The organism is Nocardia sp. NPDC059229 (assembly GCF_042754165.1).
In the GTDB taxonomy this organism is placed as follows: domain Bacteria; phylum Actinomycetota; class Actinomycetes; order Mycobacteriales; family Mycobacteriaceae; genus Nocardia.
In genome coordinates, this window is record NZ_JBHZAK010000003.1 from 304,490 (window position 1) to 326,002 (window position 21,513).

The 21,513-nt window shown below is 70.0% G+C and carries 22 protein-coding genes; 17 read left to right on the plus strand and 5 right to left on the minus strand.

The window, feature by feature from the left end; translation table 11 throughout:
• Positions 1 to 162 precede the first annotated feature (162 nt).
• The 3 genes from rplM (at position 163) to glmM (ending at position 2,724) form a co-directional block, all read left to right on the plus strand.
• Positions 163 to 606, plus strand: coding sequence for a 50S ribosomal protein L13 (rplM, locus tag ACFXHE_RS10195; protein WP_326309446.1), 444 nt, complete (start codon positions 163 to 165; stop codon positions 604 to 606).
• Positions 603 to 1,118, plus strand: a complete 516-nt coding sequence (gene rpsI, locus ACFXHE_RS10200; protein ID WP_379381762.1) for a 30S ribosomal protein S9 — start codon at positions 603 to 605, stop codon at positions 1,116 to 1,118. The genes rplM and rpsI overlap by 4 nt, the downstream gene beginning before the upstream one ends.
• Before the next feature lie 229 nt (positions 1,119 to 1,347).
• The gene (glmM, locus tag ACFXHE_RS10205; protein ID WP_379381764.1) at positions 1,348 to 2,724 is read left to right on the plus strand and encodes a phosphoglucosamine mutase; all 1,377 of its coding nucleotides are present in this window, start codon (positions 1,348 to 1,350) and stop codon (positions 2,722 to 2,724) included.
• Between the two features lie 49 nt (positions 2,725 to 2,773).
• Here glmM and ACFXHE_RS10210 read toward each other — a convergent pair whose 3' ends face one another.
• On the minus strand, positions 2,774 to 4,417 hold the full coding sequence (locus ACFXHE_RS10210) for an ABC-F family ATP-binding cassette domain-containing protein (RefSeq protein WP_379381766.1): 1,644 nt from the start codon (positions 4,415 to 4,417) through the stop codon (positions 2,774 to 2,776).
• A 117-nt stretch (positions 4,418 to 4,534) separates the two neighbouring features.
• Between ACFXHE_RS10210 and ACFXHE_RS10215 the strand changes: the two genes are divergently transcribed.
• The 4 genes from ACFXHE_RS10215 to ACFXHE_RS10230 all read left to right on the plus strand — a co-directional run bounded on the left by ACFXHE_RS10215 (position 4,535) and on the right by ACFXHE_RS10230 (position 7,440).
• The gene (locus tag ACFXHE_RS10215) at positions 4,535 to 4,741 is read left to right on the plus strand and encodes a PspC domain-containing protein (protein ID WP_379381768.1); all 207 of its coding nucleotides are present in this window, start codon (positions 4,535 to 4,537) and stop codon (positions 4,739 to 4,741) included.
• Between the two features lie 105 nt (positions 4,742 to 4,846).
• Positions 4,847 to 5,158, plus strand: coding sequence for a DUF6802 family protein (locus tag ACFXHE_RS10220; protein WP_364605403.1), 312 nt, complete (start codon positions 4,847 to 4,849; stop codon positions 5,156 to 5,158).
• 45 nt (positions 5,159 to 5,203) lie between these two features.
• Positions 5,204 to 5,524: a hypothetical protein gene (locus ACFXHE_RS10225; RefSeq protein ID WP_379381770.1), complete on the plus strand. Its 321-nt coding sequence runs from the start codon at positions 5,204 to 5,206 to the stop codon at positions 5,522 to 5,524.
• On the plus strand, positions 5,521 to 7,440 hold the full coding sequence (locus ACFXHE_RS10230) for a hypothetical protein (RefSeq protein ID WP_379381772.1): 1,920 nt from the start codon (positions 5,521 to 5,523) through the stop codon (positions 7,438 to 7,440). The genes ACFXHE_RS10225 and ACFXHE_RS10230 overlap by 4 nt, the downstream gene beginning before the upstream one ends.
• 230 nt (positions 7,441 to 7,670) lie before the next feature.
• Here ACFXHE_RS10230 and ACFXHE_RS10235 read toward each other — a convergent pair whose 3' ends face one another.
• Entirely contained in the window at positions 7,671 to 8,534 is an 864-nt protein-coding gene (locus ACFXHE_RS10235; RefSeq protein WP_364605397.1) for a dienelactone hydrolase family protein, read from the minus strand.
• A 101-nt stretch (positions 8,535 to 8,635) separates the two neighbouring features.
• Between ACFXHE_RS10235 and glmS the strand changes: the two genes are divergently transcribed.
• Positions 8,636 to 10,504 carry a glutamine--fructose-6-phosphate transaminase (isomerizing) gene (gene glmS / locus ACFXHE_RS10240; protein WP_379381773.1) on the plus strand — a complete coding sequence of 623 codons (1,869 nt, stop codon included), beginning with the start codon at positions 8,636 to 8,638 and terminating at the stop codon, positions 10,502 to 10,504.
• An 8-nt stretch (positions 10,505 to 10,512) separates the two neighbouring features.
• Here the strand turns inward: glmS and ACFXHE_RS10245 are convergent, their stop codons facing one another.
• Positions 10,513 to 10,938, minus strand: a complete 426-nt coding sequence (locus tag ACFXHE_RS10245; RefSeq protein WP_379381775.1) for a plastocyanin/azurin family copper-binding protein — start codon at positions 10,936 to 10,938, stop codon at positions 10,513 to 10,515.
• Between the two features lie 132 nt (positions 10,939 to 11,070).
• Here ACFXHE_RS10245 and ACFXHE_RS10250 point away from each other — a divergent pair, with 132 nt between their 5' ends.
• Together ACFXHE_RS10250 and ACFXHE_RS10255 are read left to right on the plus strand one after the other, a co-directional pair.
• A complete protein-coding gene (locus ACFXHE_RS10250; RefSeq protein WP_379382094.1) occupies positions 11,071 to 12,540 on the plus strand; it encodes an NAD(P)H-hydrate dehydratase in 1,470 nt (489 codons plus the stop codon).
• Between the two features lie 93 nt (positions 12,541 to 12,633).
• Positions 12,634 to 13,104 (plus strand): hypothetical protein, encoded by a 471-nt coding sequence (locus tag ACFXHE_RS10255; RefSeq protein ID WP_379381777.1) that lies wholly within the window; start codon positions 12,634 to 12,636, stop codon positions 13,102 to 13,104.
• Here the strand turns inward: ACFXHE_RS10255 and ACFXHE_RS10260 are convergent.
• Positions 13,085 to 13,960 carry a LysR substrate-binding domain-containing protein gene (locus ACFXHE_RS10260; protein ID WP_379381778.1) on the minus strand — a complete coding sequence of 292 codons (876 nt, stop codon included), beginning with the start codon at positions 13,958 to 13,960 and terminating at the stop codon, positions 13,085 to 13,087. The genes ACFXHE_RS10255 and ACFXHE_RS10260 overlap by 20 nt on opposite strands.
• Positions 13,961 to 14,030: 70 nt before the next feature.
• On the opposite strand from ACFXHE_RS10260, the gene dapA reads away from it, so the two are divergent.
• The 6 genes from dapA (at position 14,031) to tsaD (ending at position 18,997) form a co-directional block, all read left to right on the plus strand.
• Complete coding sequence (gene dapA / locus ACFXHE_RS10265) at positions 14,031 to 14,936, plus strand: 4-hydroxy-tetrahydrodipicolinate synthase (RefSeq protein ID WP_379381780.1); 906 nt, start codon at positions 14,031 to 14,033, stop codon at positions 14,934 to 14,936.
• A gap of 109 nt (positions 14,937 to 15,045) precedes the next feature.
• Positions 15,046 to 16,215 (plus strand): alanine racemase, encoded by a 1,170-nt coding sequence (gene alr / locus ACFXHE_RS10270; protein WP_379382096.1) that lies wholly within the window; start codon positions 15,046 to 15,048, stop codon positions 16,213 to 16,215.
• Positions 16,212 to 16,658, plus strand: a complete 447-nt coding sequence (gene tsaE, locus ACFXHE_RS10275; RefSeq protein ID WP_379381782.1) for a tRNA (adenosine(37)-N6)-threonylcarbamoyltransferase complex ATPase subunit type 1 TsaE — start codon at positions 16,212 to 16,214, stop codon at positions 16,656 to 16,658. Before alr ends, tsaE begins: the two co-directional genes overlap by 4 nt.
• 94 nt (positions 16,659 to 16,752) lie before the next feature.
• Positions 16,753 to 17,463, plus strand: a complete 711-nt coding sequence (tsaB, locus tag ACFXHE_RS10280; protein WP_379381784.1) for a tRNA (adenosine(37)-N6)-threonylcarbamoyltransferase complex dimerization subunit type 1 TsaB — start codon at positions 16,753 to 16,755, stop codon at positions 17,461 to 17,463.
• On the plus strand, positions 17,460 to 17,969 hold the full coding sequence (gene rimI / locus ACFXHE_RS10285; RefSeq protein WP_354830326.1) for a ribosomal protein S18-alanine N-acetyltransferase: 510 nt from the start codon (positions 17,460 to 17,462) through the stop codon (positions 17,967 to 17,969). Before tsaB ends, rimI begins: the two co-directional genes overlap by 4 nt.
• Positions 17,966 to 18,997: a tRNA (adenosine(37)-N6)-threonylcarbamoyltransferase complex transferase subunit TsaD gene (gene tsaD / locus ACFXHE_RS10290; RefSeq protein WP_379381786.1), complete on the plus strand. Its 1,032-nt coding sequence runs from the start codon at positions 17,966 to 17,968 to the stop codon at positions 18,995 to 18,997. Before rimI ends, tsaD begins: the two co-directional genes overlap by 4 nt.
• 143 nt (positions 18,998 to 19,140) lie before the next feature.
• Here the strand turns inward: tsaD and ACFXHE_RS10295 are convergent, their stop codons facing one another.
• The gene (locus ACFXHE_RS10295) at positions 19,141 to 20,532 is read right to left on the minus strand and encodes an Hsp70 family protein (protein ID WP_379381788.1); all 1,392 of its coding nucleotides are present in this window, start codon (positions 20,530 to 20,532) and stop codon (positions 19,141 to 19,143) included.
• Between the two features lie 636 nt (positions 20,533 to 21,168).
• Between ACFXHE_RS10295 and groES the strand changes: the two genes are divergently transcribed.
• Positions 21,169 to 21,471 (plus strand): co-chaperone GroES, encoded by a 303-nt coding sequence (gene groES, locus ACFXHE_RS10300; RefSeq protein WP_040855536.1) that lies wholly within the window; start codon positions 21,169 to 21,171, stop codon positions 21,469 to 21,471.
• Positions 21,472 to 21,513: the final 42 nt, after the last annotated feature.

Consider the following 21,513-nt stretch of genomic DNA (forward strand, 5'->3'; position numbering starts at 1 on the left):
ACCGATTCGGGAGACGGCCACCCTCGCTGGTAAGGTGGCTCGTTGGCGTGCGGTACGGCCGGGTAACCGGTTGTCGTACGAGCCCCGGGTCTCCACCGGCCGCCGGGAATCAGCTCGACCTCACGCTTGGCTGGCAAAACCTACGACAGACAGGGATGCACTGTGCCTACGTACAGCCCCAAGGGCGGTGACGTGACCCGCAAGTGGTACGTCATCGACGCCACTGACGTAGTGCTCGGCCGTCTTTCCGTGCAGGCTGCCAACCTGCTGCGCGGCAAGACCAAGCCGACCTACGCCCCGAACGTGGATGGTGGCGACTTCGTCATCATCATCAACGCGGACAAGGTCGCCGTCTCCGGCAACAAGCGTGAGGACAAGGTCCTCTACACCCACTCCGGCCACCCCGGTGGTCTGAAGGGTCGTACCGTGGGCCAGATCCTGGACACCCGCCCCGACCGTCTGGTCGAGCGCGCCGTCAAGGGCATGATCCCGAAGAACAAGCTGGGCAACCAGATCATTCGCAAGCTGAAGGTCTACGCGGGCCCGAACCACCCGCACGCCGCCCAGCAGCCCATCCCCTTCGAGATCAAGCAGGTGGCCCAGTGACCGCTCCTGAGGAATTCAACGACGACTTCGTCGTCGAGGACACCGCCGTGGAGGTCGTCGAGGAGGGTGACGGTTACGAGGCCGAGGCCGAGTACGCCGAGACCTTCTCCGCCCCGGTCGTCATCGACCGCCCGGTGCAGACCGTCGGCCGCCGCAAGGAGGCCGTGGTCCGCGTGCGCCTGGTGCCGGGTTCCGGCAACTTCGTGCTGAACGGCCGCACCATCGAGGATTACTTCCCGAACAAGGTGCACCAGCAGCTGGTGAAGTCCCCGCTGGTCACCGTCGAGCGCACCGAGACCTTCGACGTGCACGCCCGCCTGGTCGGCGGCGGCCCGTCCGGTCAGGCCGGCGCCCTGCGCCTCGCCATCGCGCGTGCCCTCATCGAGGTCACTCCGGAGGACCGTCCCGCCCTCAAGCGTGCCGGCTTCCTGACCCGTGACCCGCGTGCCACCGAGCGTAAGAAGTACGGCCTCAAGAAGGCCCGCAAGGCGCCTCAGTACTCGAAGCGCTGATATTGCGCCGTCGGGCTCTACCGTGCCCGGTCCTTCCGGGGGCCGGGCACGGTACGGTCTACACGGCAACCTGTACGAGAGCAGGCTCCCCGCAGCAGTTTTCACAACTGTTGCCCCTTATTTCCTGGACGCACTCCGCCGCGGAACGCGGTGGAGTGCGAGAGTCCGGGAGAGGGCCGGAAGCCTGCTCTCGTGCTGTATCGACCGAACCAGCAGGGGTGTTGAGGTAATGGGACGTTTGTTCGGCACCGATGGTGTGCGCGGGCTGGCCAATGAGTCTTTGAGTCCGGAACTGGCGCTGCAGGTTTCGGCCGCCGCCGCTCAGGTTCTGAGTCGGGGGAAGAAGCGCGCGCTGGCCGTCGTCGGCCGCGACCCGCGCGCCAGCGGCGAGATGCTGGAGGCCGCCGTCACCGCGGGCCTCACCGCCGCCGGTGTGGATGTGCTGTCGGTCGGCGTGCTGCCGACGCCCGCCGTCGCCTACCTGACCGGCCTGTACGACGCCTGCCTGGGCGTCATGATCTCCGCCTCGCACAACCCCATGCCGGACAACGGCATCAAGATCTTCGCCGCGGGTGGCCACAAGCTGGACGACGCCATCGAGGACCGCATCGAGGCGCTCATCGCCGAGGGCACCTTCACCCGCCCCACCGGGGCCGCGATCGGACGGGTGCTCGGCCGTCCCGGACTCGGTGGGCATGTCTACGACGTGCACGACCGCTTCAGCCTGGAAGGCACCCACGAGCGCTACGTCGAGCACCTGGTCCAGGCCACCGGCCGCGATCTGCGCGGGCTCACCGTCGTGGTGGACTGCGCGAACGGCGCGGCCTCCGAGGTCGGGCCCACCGCCTACCGCGAGGCGGGCGCCACGGTCATCGCCATCAATGCCGAGCCCGACGGCCTGAACATCAATGACGGCTGTGGCTCCACGCATCTGGAGCAGGTCCAGCGCGCGGTCCGCGAGCACGGCGCGGACCTCGGCCTCGCGCACGACGGCGACGCCGACCGCTGCCTGGCCGTGGACGCGACCGGTGCGGTCGTCGACGGTGACGCCATCATGGCCATCCTCGCCCTGGCCATGCGGGACTCCGGTGATCTGGTGCAGAACACCCTGGTCGCCACCGTCATGAGCAATCTCGGCCTGCACATCGCCATGCGCGAGGCCGGAATCACCATGCGCACCACCGCCGTCGGCGACCGCTACGTCCTCGAGGACCTGCGCGCGGGCGGCTACACGCTGGGCGGCGAGCAGTCCGGCCACGTGGTCTTCCCCCGCTTCGGTACCACCGGCGACGGCGTCCTGACCGGCCTGAAGCTGATGGCCCGCATGGCCGAAACCGGCCGCGGCCTGGCGGAATTGGCGAGCATCGTGCAGACCGTCCCGCAGGTGCTGGTGAACGTCCCGGTCACCGACAAGGCGGCGGTCGCGGCCGCGCCGTCGGTGCTGGAAGCCGTCGCCGAAGCCGAGCGCCTGCTGGGCGATACCGGCCGAATCCTGTTGCGCCCCAGTGGAACCGAACAGCTGGTCCGCGTCATGGTGGAGGCGACCGACCTCACCCGGGCGCATGACCTGGCCGACAACCTCGCCAAGCTGGTCGCCGCCGTCTGAGTAGCCCCTGTCGCCCCGGCATGCCGAATCGCATGCCGGGAGCACGGGGTCAGTGCGTTTCGGTGAGCTGCCCGCCGTCCATGTGCCAGCGGCGGGTGGCCCGGACATTGTCGAGCATGCGACGGTCGTGGGTGACCAGGAGGACTGTGCCCTCGAAGGATTCGACGGCCTGTTCGAGCTGCTCGATGGCGGGCAGGTCCAGATGGTTGGTGGGCTCGTCCAGGACGAGCAGGTTCACGCCGCGGGCCTGGAGCAGGGCCAGTGCGGCGCGGGTGCGCTCGCCGGGGGAGAGAGTGTCGTTGGGGCGCAGCACATGTGGGCCGCGCAGGCCGAACTTGGCGAGCAGGGTGCGGACGTCCGACTCGTTCAAGTCGGGCACCTGGGCGCTGAAAGTGTCGGCCAGGGTGGCGGTTCCGCGGAACAGGCCGCGCGCCTGATCGACCTCGCCGATCGCGACGCCCGAGCCGAGGGCGGCGGATCCGCTGTCCGGCTTCGCCTTTCCGAGCAGCAGGGACAGCAGCGTGGACTTGCCGGAACCGTTGGCGCCCGTCAGCACGATGCGGTCGCCCCAATCCACCTGCACCGTCACCGGTCCGAGGGTGAAGTCGCCACGGCGCACGGTGGCGCCCGACACGGTCGCCACCACCGAGCCGCTGCGCGGGGCGGCGGCGATGGACATGCGCAGCTCCCACTCCTTGCGCGGTTCCTCCACCGTGTCCAGGCGTTCGATGCGTTTGAGGGTTTGCTTGACCTTGGCGGCCTGCTTCTCGGTGGATTCCGCACGGGCCTTGCGACCCATCTTGTCGGAGTCCACCTTCGACTTGCGGCGGGCATTGCGGACGCCGTGTTCCATCCAGTTGCGCTGCATGTTGGCGCGCGCTTCCAGACCGGATCTGGTGTCGGCGTACTCGTCGTAGGCCTCGCGCGCGTGCCGGCGCGCGATCGCCCGCTCCTCCAGGTAGGACTCGTAACTGCCGTCGTAGACGCCGACCTGCTGCTGGGCCAGATCCAGTTCCATGATGCGATTCACGGTGCGCGCCAGGAACTCCCGGTCGTGGCTGATCACCATGAGGGGCTCGCGGACGCCGGTCACGAACTGCTCGAGCCGGGCCAGGCCGTCGAGATCCAGATCGTTGGTCGGCTCGTCGAGCAGCAGGATGTCGAAGCGCGACAACAGGACCGAGGCCAGCCCGGCGCGCGCGGCCTGACCGCCGGAGAGCACGGTCATGGGGGTGTCGAGGCCGTGCGGGAGGCTCTCGGCCAGCCCGAGATCGGCGGCCACCTCCTCGGCGCGCTGTTCCAGATCCGCGCCACCCAGAGCGAGCCAGCGCTCCAGGGCGGGGGAGTACTCGTCGTCGCCGCCGTCGGCGAGGCGTTCGGCGGCGGCGTCCATGAGCTGCTGGGCAGCGGCCACACCGGTACGGCGGCGCAGGAATTCGAGCACCGTCTCGCCGGCCAGGCGTTCGGGTTCCTGGGCCAGGTAGCCGACGGTGGCGTCGGGCGGGCTCAGCACGATCTCGCCCTCGTGGGCGCGACCGTCGGCGAGCATGCGCAGCAGGGTGGACTTCCCGGCGCCGTTCACGCCGACCAGCCCGATCACGTCGCCCGGGGCGAGGATCAGGTCCAGGTCGGAGAACAGAATCCGCTCACCGTGTCCGGCGGCCAGGCCGCGCGCATGCAGAGTGGTGCTCACCAGGGCGATTCTGCCGTGTTCGGGGTGGCACCCTGACTCCGGCCCTCGGAAAGTTCAGGGTCGTATTGGGGCACGCGACCGATGTGCACCGAGATCGAACTGGGCACAGTGGGAGACATGACGACACAGTTTCCGACTCCGGCCCCCAAGCGACTGACCCGCTCCGCCAACGACAAATGGATCGGCGGCGTGTGCGGCGGCCTCGCCCAGTACTTCGGCTGGAACGCCAACCTCGTTCGCGCCCTGTTCGTGGCGTCCTGCCTGCTGCCCGGGCCGCAGTTCCTCGTCTACATCGCGCTGTGGATCGTGATCCCGAAGCAGTGAGTTGTGCACAGGCCGCGAGTTGTCCACATTCGTGATCGAGGGTGATGCGGGTGCCTCGGCAAAGTGACAGGATGAGAGCCACGTCACAGCGGAGGAGTGCACACCATGGTCACATCGGGTGATCTGCCCGGACTGGAGCTGCCGGATCTCGACGCGCACACGGAGCTCGGCGGGCTCGGCGCGGTCGAGTTATCGCACCCCACGCAGGATCTCGACGGTGACGGCCTGCTGGACACCGTGACCACCAGCACCGATCACGCCATGCAGGTATGGACGGATCTGGATCACGACGGCTACGCCGATCATGTGACCGTGGTGGACAGCGGCGGGGACTTCTCGGCCTGGGAGTTCCACCACAATCCGGACGGCACCACCGAGTGGGTGCGCATGGACGTAGGACACCTCGGCGGCACATAGCCGGGGCGGCGGGGGTTTCACGGCATCGGGATTCGAGGGGGAGCAATGAGTGAATCCGGCGATTTCGGCGTGCGTATTGCGGCCCTGCACGACGGGGCCACCACCTTGCGCGACAATGCGGCGGCCCTGGGGCGGCATGCCCGTACGGTCGGCGATCATGCCTTCGGCATCGGCAGGGACGAAGCCGGGCGCAACTATTCCGCCCAGGGCATTGCCGTGCACCAGGGCTTCGAGCGCGCGGCCGCCTGCCTGCGGTACTGGGGTGCGGCCGCCTCCGCCACCGCCGAGGTGTTCGACCGCGCCGCCACCGAATACGCGTGCCTGGACCGTGAATACGCCACCGCACTCACGCGGGTGGGCCGATGAGCTTCGACCCGACCGGCAAGAGCGTCGACCAGATTCTCGACTACGGTGCGCCCGGCCTCCAGTACTGGGAACACTTTCTGCCCCTGTACACCAAGGCATTCGGCGTGCCGGAGGGGCTCGGCCTCGCCGACCTCTATGCCCGCTACGACGAGCAGCGCGGCGCTGATCTCATCGAATTCGACACTGCCCGAACCGAACTGGACAGAGTGCTCACGGATGCCGAGTCGCGTTGGTCGTCGCACCGGGCGATCGCGCAAGCCTTGCCAACCGTCTGGACCGGCGCCACCGGCGCCGAGGCGCTCACCATCGTGAATTCCCAACTGCGCCAGGCCCGCGACGATCTCGACACCATCCGCACCGCCTCCACCGCCATCGCCGCCGCCCTGGACCCCCTCCGCGACTCGGTCCTCACCAAGGCCGAACACACCCTCGCCCTGCTCGAACCCACTCCGGACGGCGAAGGCCGCCTCGCCATCGACGGCAAAACCCCGGACGACATCGACGCCCTCGACACCACCGACCCCTGGCTCACCGGCACGTTCCGTGCCGACGTCGATCACAAACTCGCGGCCTTCACCGCCGCCTGCGCCGCCACCAACGAGACCTTCGAATCCCACTACCGCACCATCGTCACGGCCCTGGCCCAGGTCATCGACCATCCCTACCCACAACCGGCCCAAGCCCTGCTGCCCCGGCCCGAGGAGAACCCGGCCCCGAGTATTCCCACGACCCAGCCCCTTCCAGCGTCGCAGTCGTACCCAGCGACAACGCCGCCAACAGCGCACCCCCAGCCGTCGCAGCCGGTCGTCCCGCCTGGATACCCGCCGTCATCGGGTGGGGCAACCACACCCGACCCGGCCCATCCGCAGTCTCCGGATCGAGCCCAGCCGTCTACCGTCCCGCCGGAATCCCTGCCTGGCCGAGCGGGTTCCACCGCACCGGCCGCCGGGACGCAACCGGCCGGCGCTGCGGACCTCAGCGGTGCGGAGCCCGGTGGTTCCGCGGGCTCGGCGGACACTGGAACCGCAGCAGCCCCGGACCTGGCCCAGCAGCGATCCGACCAGTTCGGCCGGACTCTGAAAGACACTCTCACCCAGCTCGAAAAGGGCCTCCAGCAGGGCATTTCCGCCGCCATCGAGAAGCTCGGCTCGCTTACGGGCCAAACGTCGCCATCGCCCGGTGAACCCGAGCCCGCAACCGATCCCAAGCCCGAGCCGGATCACTCAGAGAACCCGGCCCTCCCGTCTGGCGGACTCGAATTCGACCTGTCCGGAAAGCATTTCGTCCTCGAACGCAGCCCCACCGGCGACCTTACCCTCGCCATGACCGATGAGTCGGGCCAAACCAACACCTACACATTGTCTTTCGATCAGAACGGCACCCCCGTCCTCACCACCTATGACCCCGCCCACACCCCCACCGCACCTGCCAGTGATGCCCACCCGGACCCGACCCCACCCACCCAGGCGGACGCGCCACCCACGACAGATGGCGGCGCAACGCCCGGTCCAGACTGCGTACCCCGCACCTGCACAGTTCCCGACCCGCCGACCGCTCCACCGACTCCCTGCCCCGACCCCACCCCGAATCAGTCTGCGCCGCCAGAGGTTCCGCCCCCACCCGCCGCCGGGGACGGTGCGCCGCCGGGCTGCACCCAGCCGCCCACCCCCGATCCCACTCCGGACCAGCAGACTGCAGGCGGTTGCGCGCCGCCGACCCCGCCCGCGCCGACCGACCAGCCGCTCGTGCCCGCGCACCCGCTCGAAAACCCCGCGCCGCCAACAGCTACGGGTCAACCCGGATCCGACGCGCCACTCGCCGACTCCACGCCCTGGTCAGCGGAGCCGCACACGCCGCTGGAGATCCCGGAGGGAGGTCTCGAAATACCCGAGACCACCGAACCTCTCGTGCCGTAATCGTCGTCCTGCCGGTGCTTTCCGGACTTCGTGCAAGCACCGGTCCCGGCGCCGTATGCTGCCGTAAGCGGGGACCCGGTCGCTTGGCCCGCCCGTGAATCCGGCTCCCGCGCTGGGGAGTCCGGACGGGCGGCGGAGAGTGCCGAGGGAGGCGTCGAGCGCCCCAGCGAGGGAACCGGCTGTGCCGCCCGCAGAATCGCTCGAGCCGAGCGTGCGTTGGCCGCCCCGGATTACTTGCGGAGGGCCTGGATGAGTTGGAGGACCGGGAGTTTCTGGGGCTGCTCGGGCTCTTCCTCGATGGCGTTGGGGTCCACGAGCTGGGTGTGGGGGAGGGCGGCTTCGGGGTCGGCGAAGGGCTTGTACTTCTTGTCGCCGAGGACGGTGTAGTTGAGGTACCCGACCAGGAGGGCTCGGGTGAGGCGTTCGGTTTTGGGTTCGTGTTTGCCGGCGCCGAGGGCGGCGAGGGCGCGGCGGCCTTCGATCATGCCGTTGTGGCCGGCCTTGTCGAGCGAGCGCAGGATCGCGCCCTCGCCCCAGGCAGCGGCCAGCGGGATGGCGTCGGAGCTGACCGAGTCGATATCGGTGGCGCCGGCCAGGATCAGGGCCGGAGCGTCGATCTTGGGGGCGAGGGCCTCGGCGGAGGGCGCGGTGGGGGACGGGTACAGGGCCGCGACGGCGGCGACGTCGCGCTGGGAGGCGGCGATGACGGCCGCGCCCGCACCCATGCCGTGCCCGGCCAGGGTGAGCCGCTTCGGATCCACGCTGACATTGCCCGCGCCCAGCCGCACCCCGGCGCAGATGTCGAGCGTGGTCAGCAGATCCGTCGCGAGGTTCAGGTGCGAGGGGATGGGTCCGCGTTCGGTGTCGGGCGCCGCGGCGACATAACCCCAGGAGGCCAGGTGCTCCAGCAGCCGGCGGTAGTTGCCGACCCCGGTCAGCCACCCGTGCCCGAACGCCACCGCGGGCAGGTTGAGTCCCTTCCCGGGCGTGTACACCACGCCGGGCAGCCCGGCGATGCCGAGATTCCCGCGCAGCACCTCGTGCGGGCCACGCAGGGTCAGAGTGCTCAGGAGCGATTTCACAGACGCCGACACGGTCTAGAACCTATCCGATGGGGGCGGGCTTGGGGCGTTTCGCCCGGTCGGACATCGACTCGGATATGTCCGGCGCGGCTACCCCATTAGGCTAGGGGGCCATGTGCGGAATCGTGGGGTATGTGGGGTACCGGGATGCGCTCGGCGTGGTGGTCGATGCGTTGCGCCGCATGGAATATCGAGGTTACGACTCCGCGGGAGTGGCGATCCTGAACGGCGCGGGCGGCCTTGCGGTGGAGCGTAAGGCCGGGCGCCTGGCCAATCTGGAGGCGGAGCTCGCCGAGACCGGCCGGGACCGATTCGCCGGATCGACCGGCATGGGTCACACCCGCTGGGCCACGCACGGCGCGCCGACCGATCGCAATGCCCACCCGCATCGCGATGGCACGGGCCGGGTCGCGGTGGTGCACAACGGCATCATCGAGAACTTCGCCCCGCTGCGCCGTGAGCTGGAGGCGGCGGGCGTCGAGCTGGGCAGCGACACCGATACCGAGGTGGCGGTGCACCTGGTGGCCCGCGCCTACGCGGCCGGGGACACCGCCGGTGATTTCGTCGGCTCCGCGCTCGCGGTGGTGCGCCGCCTGGAGGGTGCGTTCACCCTGGTCTTCTCGCACGCCGACCACCCGGGCACCATTGTGGCCGCCCGCCGCTCGACCCCGCTGGTGGTGGGTGTCGGCCAAGGCGAGATGTTCATCGCGTCGGATGTGACCGCCTTCATCGAACACACCCGGGAGGCAGTCGAACTCGGCCAGGACCAGGCCGTGGTCATCACCGCCGACGGCTACCGGGTCACCGACTTCACCGGCGCGACCGACGGTGTCCGGTTCCGTCCGTTCACCATCGACTGGGATCTGGCCGCCGCCGAGAAGGGCGGCCACGACTACTTCATGCTCAAGGAGATCCAGGAGCAGCCCGCCGGCGTCGCCGACACTCTGATCGGTCACTACGCGGGCGGCCGGATCATTCTGGACGAGCAGCGGCTGGCCGATCAGGAGCTGCGCGAGTTCGACAAGGTCTTCGTGGTCGCCTGCGGCAGTTCGTATCACGCGGGCCTGCTGGCCAAGTACGCTATCGAGCACTGGACCCGGCTGCCCGTGGAGGTCGAGCTGGCCAGCGAATTCCGTTACCGCGACCCGGTTCTGGACCGCTCCACCCTGGTGGTCGCCATCTCGCAGTCCGGCGAGACCGCCGACACGCTGGAGGCCGTGCGTCACGCCAAGGAGCAGAAGGCGCGAGTCCTGGCCATCTGCAATACCAATGGCGCGCAGATCCCGCGCGAGTCCGATGCGGTGCTCTACACCCGCACCGGACCGGAGATCGGCGTGGCCTCGACCAAGGCGTTCCTGGCCCAGATCACCGCCAACTATCTGGTCGGCCTGGCGTTGGCGCAGGCGCGGGGCACCAAGTATCCGGACGAGGTGGCGCGCGAGTTCGCCGAACTGGAGTCCATGCCGAAACTCGTTGCCCAGGTGCTGGAGTCGGCCGACCGGGTGCGGGAGATCGCCCGCCAGTTCGCGCACGTCCCGACCGTGCTGTTCCTGGGCCGCCATGTCGGCTACCCGGTCGCCCTGGAGGGCGCGCTGAAGCTCAAGGAACTGGCGTACATGCACGCCGAGGGTTTCGCGGCGGGCGAGCTGAAGCACGGCCCGATCGCCCTCATCGAGGACGGGCTGCCGGTCTTCGTGGTCATGCCCTCCCCGAAGGGCCGCGCGGTGCTGCACTCCAAGCTGCTCAGCAATATCCGGGAGATCCAGGCGCGCGGCGCGCGCACCATCGTCATCGCCGAGGAGGGCGACGACACCGTGCGCCCGTTCGCCGACCACCTGATCGAAATCCCGTCGGCCCCAACGCTGTACCAGCCGCTGCTGTCCACGGTTCCGCTGCAGATCTTCGCCGCCGAGGTGGCGCAGGCCCGCGGCTACGACATCGACAAGCCGCGCAACCTGGCCAAGTCCGTCACGGTCGAGTAGCCGCGCGGCTACTGGACGGTGACCGTGCCCTTCATGTCCGGGTGCAGCGGGCACAGGTAGCGGTAGGTGCCGGGCGTGGTGAAGGTGTGGCTCCACTCGCCCTTGTGGATGATCGGGCTGTTGATGCCCAGCGCGACATCGCCGATGCCCTGCACGGCGTGCGGGGCGCGGTCGTCGAACTTCCAGGTCACGGTGTCCCCGGCCTTGACCGTGATGTCGGCTGGGGAGAATTTCATGTCCTTCACCTCGACGGTCACTGCGGCGGCAACCGCCGGACCGGTGGTGGTGGCCGTCGCGGAGGCGGCCGGAGCGGCCGTCGTCGAGGTGGCCGCGGTCTTCGAGCTTTCCGACGAGCAGCCCCCGGCCACCAGCGCTCCGGCCACGACGGCGACGAGAAGCAGGACACGCGAAGACGACTGGCGACGGATCGACATGCCAGCCAGGTTAGTACCCGGCGATAGCGCGCCATTCGCGGGCACCGCGCTGACCTGCGCCGCGGCTCCCCAGGCGTAGTCTCCTGAAGCGCAGGCAATCACATCCGGGAGGCGATCATGACCGCACCGGCGGTGCGCGGGTACTACACGGCCGACGAGGTCCGGGCCGCGGAGGCCGAGCTGCTCACCAGGGTGCCCGAGGGAATGCCCATGCGGCGGGCCGCCTTCGGCCTCGCCGACGTGGTGGCGCGGGAGCTGCGCGAACGCACCGGGGGCGTCGCCGGTCGCGCGGTGACCCTGCTGGTCGGGTCGGGCGACAATGGCGGCGACGCGCTGTGGGCGGGCTCGTTCCTGCGGCGGCGCGGGGTCGCGGTGCGGGCGGTCCTGCTGGTGCCGGAGCGCGCCCACGCGGCGGGCCTGACGGCCTTGCGCCGGGCGGGCGGGCGGATTCTCGCCGTCGACACCGGCACCTCCGTGCCCTATCGGGTCGGTCAGTTGCTGGGCGCGCCGGATCTGGTGGTGGACGGCATCGTCGGCATCTCCGGACGTGGCCCGCTGCGCCCGGTGGCGGCCGAACTGGTTGCGGGCGTGCGCTGTCCGATCGTCGCCGCCGACCTCCCCTCCGGCGTCGATCCCGATACCGGAGCCGTGACCGGTCCGGCCGTCCGCGCGGACGTCACCGTCACCTTCGGCGCCCGCAAGCCGGTGCACGCCCTCGCCGCACCGCACTGCGGCCGAATCGAGCTGGTGCCCATCGGATTACGACTGCCCGAGGCGAATCTCATCGCGCTGGAACCGCGGGCGGTCGGCGCGGGCTGGCCGGTCCCGGGCCCCTCGGACGACAAGTACACGCAGGGCGTCACCGGCGTCTGCGCGGGCAGCGGCACCTATCCGGGCGCCGCCGTGCTGTGCACGGGTGGCGCGGTCGCCGCCACCTCGGGCATGGTGCGCTACGCGGGCACCGGCGCGGAACAGGTCCTCGCCCATTTACCGGAAGTGATTGCCGCCGAGACCATTTCCGCGACCGGCCGGGTCCAGTCCTGGGTCTTCGGCCCGGGCGTGGGCACCGACGCCGCCGCCCGCGACCGGCTGGCCGAGATCCTGGCCACCGACCTGCCCGTGGTGGTGGACGCCGACGGCCTCACCCTGCTCGCCGCCGAACCCGGTCTGGTGACCGGCCGCGCCGCCCCGACCGTCCTCACGCCGCACGCCGGCGAATTCGCCCGCCTGACCGGTGCCGAACCCGGCCCCGACCGTGTCGCCGCCGTGCGCAAACTCGCCGAATCCTGGCAGGTGACAGTGCTTTTGAAGGGCCGCGCCACGCTGATCGCCGGCCCGGGCGTCCCGGTCTTCGTCAATGAGGCGGGTGGCTCGTGGGCCGCCACCGCCGGTTCCGGTGACGTCCTGTCCGGCATCGTCGGCGCTCTCCTGGCCCGCGGCCTCCACCCGTCCTGGGCCGCCGCGGCCGCGGCCCGCGCCCACTCCCTGGCCGCGAATCTCGCCGCGCACGCCACCACGTCCGCGGGAGCCCCGATCTCCGCCTCCCCGTTGCTCTCCCACGTCCGCGAGGCCATCGGCACCCTCCGGGAGCTCGCCGCCTGATCTTCCGGCACTGGTGATCCCCAGAATTCGGTGTCTTGGCGCCATGCCGCGCCGAGGCCAGAATGAGGGATTCCGGGGGGAGGAGACCAGGTCATGGAAGACCTTGCGGTGAAGTCCATTCCGTATGCGACGTACTGGGGCCTGGCCGGCGTCGTTCCGGTGCTGTTCATGTTCAGCGTGCTCTTCTACTCAACCGTCTGGCAGGAGTGGAAGGATCGGCTGCAAGGTGACTGGCTGCCGAGCTGGTCAGGGCTGCTGGCTTCCGACCGGGCCGGCGAGCCGAATCTGCTCGTCTGGTTCCTCTGGCATGTCGTCGTGGTGGCGGTCCTGGTGGTCGCGGCGGTGCTCAGCCCGGCGACGGACCTCGCCGGCATGGCGCTGCTCGCGGCGGAGTTGTGGGCCGTGGTGCTGATCGCGCTGGCGCTGCTGGTGATTCGCGACGCCATGCCCTGGCGGCTGGCGGCGGCGCATGCGGGGGTGTGGCTGATCCGGCTCCAGGTCGTCCTGTTCGTCGTCGGCTACGCGCTGTTCCATCCCGACGACTTCACGCAGCCGCACCGGTAGCGGCGGCACGCAGGGCGGTGCGCGCGGCCGTGACGATCGGATGGGCGCCGGTGCCGCTGCGGTAGGCGAGGTGGGTGCGGCGGCGGGTCGGTAGCGCGGTGAGGGTAATGCCCGGGGGTGTCGAGAGTGCGCCCAGGTCGGGGACGAGTGCCACACCCTGGCCTGCGGCGACGAGCGCCAGGACGGTGCCGAAGTCGTCGGCGTGATGGCGGATGCGTGGGGTGAAGCCGGCGGCGAGACAGGCTCGGACGGTCATCTCGTAGCAGAGGGTCCCGGGCGTGCCCGCGATCCACGGCGAATCGGACTGCGCGGCAAGCGGTCCGGGCTCGCGGGCGGCCAGGTGGATGGTTTCCTCGAACAGCGGCTCGGTGTCGAGGCCGGGTTCGGGTGCGAGGGGAACGTAGTCGTACTCCTGCAGCAGCGCGATATCCAGGGTCTCGGCCCGCAGGGCGGCGGGGGCGGCGGCCGGATCCAGTTCGGTGACAAGCAGTTCCAGCCGCGGATGGTCTCGGCTCAGCGACACCAGCGCGGGGGAGAGGATGGCGTGCACGGCGGTCGGGAACGCGCCGATACGCAGCGTGCCGGTGAGCTCGGTTCGGGCCGAGGCGAGTTCGGCGGTGGCCTGTTCCAGCACGGCCAGAATGGTCTCGGCGTGCTCGACCAGCCGCAGCGCGGCCGGAGTCAGGGTGACGCTGCGCCCGGTACGTTCCAGCAGCGGCACCCCGGCCTCCCGTTCGAGCGCGGTGAGCTGCTGGGACACGGCCGAGGGCGTGTAGGACAGGGCCTCGGCGACCGCGGCGATGGTCTTGCGGTGTGCGAGCTCGCGGAGCAGGCGCAGACGGCGGACATCCAGCATCAGCTGATCTTACGCTCGGGCGAAGAAACGTGAAATAGACCTGAAGCCCGGCATCGATCACGCTGGTCACATGACATTCACCGGCCTGTACGTGCCCCTGGTCACGCCCTTCACCGCCGACGGCGACCTGGCCGCGGACGCCCTGGAAGCGCTCGCCCACGAGGTCCTCGACGCGGGCGCGGCGGGCTTGGTCGCGCTCGGCACCACCGGCGAACCCGCCACCCTGACCGCGGCCGAGCAGGCTCGGGTCATCGACATCTGCGCGAACGTCTGCCGCGAGCGCGCCGCCGTCCTCATCGTCGGCGCGGGCTCCAACACGACCCTCGACTCAGCGCGCGCCCTCGCCGCCCTCGACCCGCGCGCCACCGCCGCCCTCGCGGTCGTCCCCTACTACTTGCGTCCGTCGGAAGCCGGTGTGGTGGAACATTTCCGGACCCTCGCCGCCGCCAGCCCCGTGCCGCTGCTGATCTACCACATCCCCTACCGCACGGCCCTGAACCTCAGCGCCGACACCCTGCTCCGCTTGGCCGAACTGCCGAATGTCGCGGGCTTCAAATACACCGCGGGCGGCATCGACGACACCACGATCGCCTTCATGTCCCGGGTGCCCGGCCACACCTCGGTGCTCGCGGGCGACGATCTGTATGCCGCCCCGCTGCTGGCCCTGGGCGCGTCGGGCGCGATTCTCGCCTGCGCCAATGTCGCCCCCGCCGCCTACACCGACCTGATCGCCGCCTGGCGCCGGGGCGAACTGGAATCCGGCCGCGAACTCGGCAACCGCCTGGCTCCGCTGGCCGCCGCCCTGTTCACAGAACCCAATCCCGTTGTCGTGAAGGCGGTTCTGGCCGCCCAGGGCCGCATCCCCACCCCGGCCGTCCGGCTGCCGCTGCTCCCGGCAAGCGATGGATCGTTGTCCGCCACGTTAGCGGCGATTGCCGTTGCGAAGGTGACAACTGATTTCGTGAGGGCCGGGTAACTCACCGGGTACGCCCAAAATCGGTGTGGCACCCAACCGCCGGCACGGGTGCGCGACGGTCAACGGCTCTCAGCTGTCCGCTGAAGGCTCGGGGAGGCGGGGTGGCAGTATCGAGGGCGTGAACAAGCCAGACCCACAGGTGGAGAACAAGCCAGACCCACAGGTGGAGATCGTCGTCGACCTGGATGCCATTGCCCACAATGTGCGAATCCTGGCCGAGCACGCCGGGGACGCCGCGGTCATGGTCGTGGTCAAGGCGGACGGGTACAACCACGGTGCGGCCGAGGTGGCGCGGGCGGCCCTGGCGGCGGGCGCGCGGGAACTCGGCACCACCACGGTCAGCGAGGCGGTGGAGCTGCGGGCCGCGGGGATCACCGCACCGATCCTGTGCTGGCTCAACACCTCCGACACCGACTACGCGAACGCCATCGCCGCCGATATCGAAATCGGCGTCTCCGCGCTCACGCAGCTCGAGGGCGTGGCGAAGGCGGCGCGGGAGCTCGGCCGGACCGCCACCGTGAGTCTCAAGGTGGACACCGGGCTCAACCGCAACGGCATCCCCGCCGCCGAATTCCCCGAGGTGCTCGACCTGCTCGGGCGGCTGGTGGCCGAGGAGACGGTGCGCTTCCGCGCCATCTTCTCCCACCTCGCGCTCGCCGACGAACCGCAGCATCCGGTCAATGACATGCAGCGCGAACGGTTCCTGGAGTTCATCGCCACCGCCAAGGAGCACGGCCTGCAGCCGGAACTGGTGCACCTGGCGAATTCCGCTGCCGCACTGACCCGTCCGGACCTCGCCTTCGACATGGTGCGCCCCGGCATCGCCGTGTACGGCCTGTCACCGATCCCGGAGCTGTCCGATTTCGGCCTGCGTCCGGCCATGACCTTCCGCGCCCGGGTGCTCCGGGTGAAACGGGTCGCGGCGGGGGAGGGCGTGTCCTACGGCCACGAGTGGACCGCCGACCGCGACACCACGGTCGCCCTCGTTCCGGCCGGCTACGCCGACGGCGTGCCGCGCCTGCTGGGCGGCCGATTCTCGGTGGCGCTGGGCGGCGTCCGCTACCCGCAGATCGGCCGGGTCTGCATGGATCAGATCGTGGTGGACCTGGGCGAGAACGAAGCCGGGGTCCGGGCGGGTGACACCGCGGTGCTGTTCGGTGGTGAGCCCGGGCACCCGCACGCCCAGGAGTGGGCCGACACGCTCGGCACCATCAACTACGAGATCGTCTGCTACCCCCGCGGCCGCGTGGTCCGTACCCACGTCGGCGGTGACCGGTGACCGATCACCGCACGCTCGTCACCGTCGAGGACACCGAGGCGCTGGGCCGCGAGCTCGCCGAACAACTGCAGGCCGGGGATCTGGTCATCCTCGACGGCCCGCTGGGCGCGGGCAAGACCGCGCTCACCCGGGGCATCGCCGCCGGCCTGGGTGTCGAAGGACGGGTCAGCTCACCGACTTTCATCATCGCCCGCCAGCACCGCGCCGGAACCCACCCGGGTGCGGTGGCCCTCGTGCACGTGGACGCCTACCGGCTCGGCGGCGACCTCGACGAACTCGACGCCCTCGACCTGGACACCGATCTCGACCACGCCGTGGTGGTCGTCGAATGGGGGCTGGGCGTGGCCGAACACCTGTCCGATCGCCATCTGCGCGTACAGCTGCGCCGCGAACCCGAGTCCGATGTGCGCACCGCCGAATGGGAGTGGGTCGCCGCGAATTGAAACCGGACCGGAAAAGTCCCGGATGCGCCGGTAAGTTCCCGCAGGCAGACACCACGCCGAGTGGGCTGTACCACCCGGTATCGTAAAGACAATCATGCTGATATTGGCTGTCGACACCGCGACCCCCGCCGTCACAGCGGGACTGGTGGAACTGGAACCGGCGCAACCCGGGTCGAACGCACCGCAGATCACCACGATCACCGCCAAGGTGACCGTGGACGCTCGCGCGCACAACGAGGTGCTGACCCCGCAGATCCTGGCCTGCCTCGCCGAATCCGGCCGCTCCCGTGCCGATATCGCCGCTGTCGTGGCCGGTGTCGGGCCCGGGCCGTTCACCGGACTGCGCGTCGGCATGGCCACCGCGGCCGCCTTCGGTGACGCGTTGGGCGTCCCGGTGTACGGGGTGTGCAGCCTGGACGCCATCGCCACCGACACCGAAAGCTATCTGCGTGAGAGCGCCGACCCGATCGAGCTGCTGGTCGTCACCGACGCCCGCCGCCGCGAGGTGTACTGGGCGCGCTACCGCACCGCGGCCGGGGGCCGAACCCTGACGCGGTCCGAGGGACCCGAGGTGAGCAAGCCCGCCGATCTGGATCAGGCCGCCGCCACCGTGATCGCCGGATCCGCTTCGCACGTCGACTATTTCGATCTGCCGGTGCTGCCGGTCGAGACGCCGTCCCCGGCGGGCCTGGTGCGCTGCGCCGCCGCCGAGATCCTGGCCGGCGTCGTGCCCGCGCCGCTGGTGCCGCTGTACCTGCGCCGCCCCGATGCCGTCGAGAAGAGTTACGCGCAGGTGGGCCGATGACCATCCGCATCGAACCGATGCGGCCTGCCGACGTCACCCGCTGCGCCGAACTCGAGCAGGTGCTGTTCCCGGAGGACGATCCCTGGCACGAGGTTTCGTTCCTGTCGGAGCTGGCCGGTCCGCACAACCGCTACATCACCGCGCGCGACACCGACGGCCGCATGATCGGCTACGCGGGCATCGCACTGCTCGGCACCGCCGAACATCCCGAGGCCGAGGTCCACACCATCGGCGTCGATCCCGCCGAGCACCGGCGCGGCATCGGCACCCTGTTGCTGGAGGCGCTGCTGCTGGAGGCCGGGCGCCGCGGCGGGCCGGTGTTCCTCGAGGTCCGCACCGACAACGCGCCCGCCATCACGCTCTACGAGAAGCACGGCTTCCACATCATCGGATTGCGCAAGAACTACTACCAGCCCAGCGGGGCCGACGCGTACACCATGCGGCGACCCGCCATGGCCGGCTTCCCGCAGGACGGATTCACCACCGACGCCGAGGTCTCGTCATGATCGTCATGGGTATCGAAAGCTCCTGCGACGAAACGGGAGTCGGCATCGTGCGCCGACTGCCCGACGGCACATGCGAACTGCTCGCCGACGAGGTCGCCTCCAGCGTGGACCAGCATGCCCGCTTCGGCGGCGTGGTGCCCGAGATCGCCTCCCGCGCACACCTCGAGGCCATCGTGCCCGCCATGCGCCGGGCGCTGGCCACGGCCGGCATCAGCAAGCCCGACGCCCTCGCCGTCACCATCGGCCCCGGTCTCGCGGGCGCGCTGCTGGTGGGCGTCGCGGCGGCGAAAGCCTATGCGGCGGCCTGGGATATCCCGTTCTACGCGCTCAATCACCTGGGCGGGCACGTGGCCGTGGACACCCTCGAACACGGTCCCATGCCCCCGGCGGTCGCGCTGCTGGTGTCCGGCGGGCACACCCACCTGCTGCAGGTCACCGATCTCGCCCACCCCATCACCGAATTGGGCAGCACGGTCGACGACGCCGCGGGCGAGGCCTTCGACAAGGTGGCCCGCCTGCTCGGACTCGGCTACCCGGGCGGGCCGGTGCTGGATTCCATTGCCACCGAGGGCGATCCGAGCGCCATCGCCTTCCCGCGCGGCATGACCGGCCCCCGCGACCCGCGCTACGACTTCTCCTTCTCCGGGCTGAAGACCGCCGTCGCCCGCTATGTCGAAGCGGCGCAACGGGAAGGCCGCGAGCTGCCCATCCCGGATATCGCGGCGTCCTTCCAGGAGGCCGTGGCGGATGTGCTCACCATGAAGGCGGTGCGCGCGGTCCAGGACACCGGCGTCGACACCCTGGTGCTGGGCGGCGGCGCGACCGCCAACTCCCGCATCCGTTCGATGGCCGAAGAGCGCTGCACCGCAGCCGGTATCACCCTGCGCGTCCCCAAGCCGCGCCTGTGCACCGACAACGGCGTCATGATCGCCACCCTCGGCGCCCATGTGATCGCCGGCGGCGCAGAGCCTTCCGAGCTCAGCGTCGCCACCGACCCCGGCCTTCCAGTCTCCACCAGCCACCTGTAAACGCCGCCTGCGAAAGGTCGTGGGCGGTTTGGCGAATGCCGAGGCGACAACCGATTTCGTGACGTTCGGGATAACTCATCGGGTACGGCCGAACTCGGTTCGGCACTCAACCGCCGGCACGGGTACGCGACCGTCGACGGCTCTCAGCCGGCCGCTGAAGTCTCGGAGAGGCGGGGCGACTCGGCCGGCGGCAGCGAGGTGCCGAGCAGCGGCCCGAGCAGGCGGGGGAGATCCGCGGGGAACGGGATCTGGGGTAGGTCGGGATCCGGGCGCAGCGGCGGCTGGGCGGTGCTACTGGGCGCGATGGGCGCGCCGCCGGCCGAACCGGTCAGTGGCGTCGGAGCTGCGGCCGTGGTGCGGCGCTGGGTGGTCGTGGTGCTGGTGGAGCCGCCCGAAGGACCCGTCGGCGTGGTCTGCGGGACCGGCTGCTGCGGGCCGGTCGTGGAGGGCGAGTAGTGGGTGTTCTGCGGCTCGGGCACCACGAATTCCTTGACCCCGTACCCGACGATCAGTCCGACCACCACGATCGCGCCCGCCAGCGTGCCCGCGAGCTTGGTGAAGGTGCCGATCGGCGCGTCCGAGCCCAGGCCGATGACCGGGAAGCTGCCGCTCGGCGTGGTCGAATCCGCCACCAGCGCCGCGCCTTTCGCGATCGCGGCCTCCGGCTCCGGCACGGTGACGACCGGCACGTCGAGCTCGCGCTCCAGCCCCACCACCATGATCGGCACATTGGCGCCGCCGCCGATCACGGCGACCGCCTCCGGAAACTTCGGGGCGCGCGAGAACACGGCACGGGAGAACACCGCCAGCTCGCGCAGCAGGTCGGCGACGATCTCCTCGAAGTCCACCCGGGTCAGTTTGAGCGGCTGCCCGGCCACATGGTCGATGGTGACCGCCGGAACCACCGACAGGTGCTCCTTGGCGGCGCGGCTGCGGTGGAGCAGGATGCCCCGATTGGGGCGGATGCCGCGGCGGGACAGGTGGCAGTCCAGCAGGTGCTGCAGGATCAGCTCGTCGATCGCGTTGCCGCTGATGGCGTTGGTGCGCTCGGTGCGCAGCACGGTGTCGTCGGCGTGGTCGGCCACGGTGACCGTGGTGCCGGTGGCCCCGATGTCGATGATTGCCACCGTGTTCCAGCGGTCCAGCAGGCCGGTGTGCCGCAGATAGGCCAGGGCCGCGGTGCTCTCCGGGATGAGCTGGACGCCGTGCCGCTGCCGGCCGATCGCCGAGCGGATGATCTGGGCCTGCTCCCGGTCCCGGTAGGCGACCGCGATGTCACCGGGCGGGGCCGAGTCGGGCTCGCGGTGGCCGTTGCCGCGGGCGATCGGATGGGCGCCGACCGGATAGACGCTGTCGCGCGGAATCTGGGTGGTCATCAATTCGATCGAGGAGGCCACCAGATCACCGAGGTCGGAGTGGGCGGTATCGGCCGTCACGACGCGGTAGTCGAAGTTCTGGGCGCCGTTGGGCGCGGTGGCGACCGTCGCCGAGCACACCACCTCGCTCCCGGCGGAGATGCCGAGGGATGTTCGCATGTTCACCTCCCTTCGAGCGGATGGTCCGGGTGGAGACGACCATCTCGAACGGACTCCGGACGCGCCCAATGGGTAGCGGACGTCGCCGAGCTTCGGATCGCGGCGGGCCCATGTCCGATGGGGCATCCGGACCTGCCACTGATCACTTGCGGTCTAGCTCTCTTCTCGAGCCCGCGCGCAGGGGTTGCCGCGCGGTTAGCGGGGTGAAGCAGTTGTGAAACTCTCGACGGTGCACGTGGCGGGACCGATTCGGTCTCGTCGCGTGGCCGCCGTCAATGGTGTCACAATCCGTTATCCGAACGTTACAGATTTTCGGATTTCTTTGGAAGACCTCAGATTCCCGGGCCGTCGTGTCGGCGAGTCGCGCTGTCCAGCGGTGTTGCCGTGCTGTCCAGCGGGGTTACAGGTAATGCCGGGAGCCGAGTAGCAGTGCCCGGCCTTGAGCGCTGGCACTCCCGTGTATAGAGTGCTAGTTGGCACTGGGTTAGTGCTGAGGTGCCAGCTGATGACTACTGAGCAGGGGTCCCGGCACCCGCGACGACGGGGCTGATTGCGCAGGGGTCACACATGACCGAAACCGTGAGTCCGGGGAACAGCCCCGGACGCGACGAATCCCCTGAAAGTGGAGGGCTCAACGTGGCGAGCGTGAACATCAAGCCGCTCGAGGACAAGATCCTCGTCCAGGCCAACGAGGCCGAGACGACGACCGCCTCCGGCCTGGTCATCCCCGACACGGCGAAGGAGAAGCCCCAGGAGGGCACCGTCATCGCCGTGGGTCCGGGTCGCTGGGACGAGGACGGCGAGAAGCGGATTCCGCTGGACGTCAAGGAAGGCGACGTCGTCATCTACAGCAAGTACGGCGGCACCGAGATCAAGTACAACGGTGCGGAGTACCTGATCCTGTCGGCTCGCGACTTGCTGGCCGTCGTCACCAAGTAAGAACGCTCCAAGACACCGCCCCGGAGTCGCAGCTGCCAATAC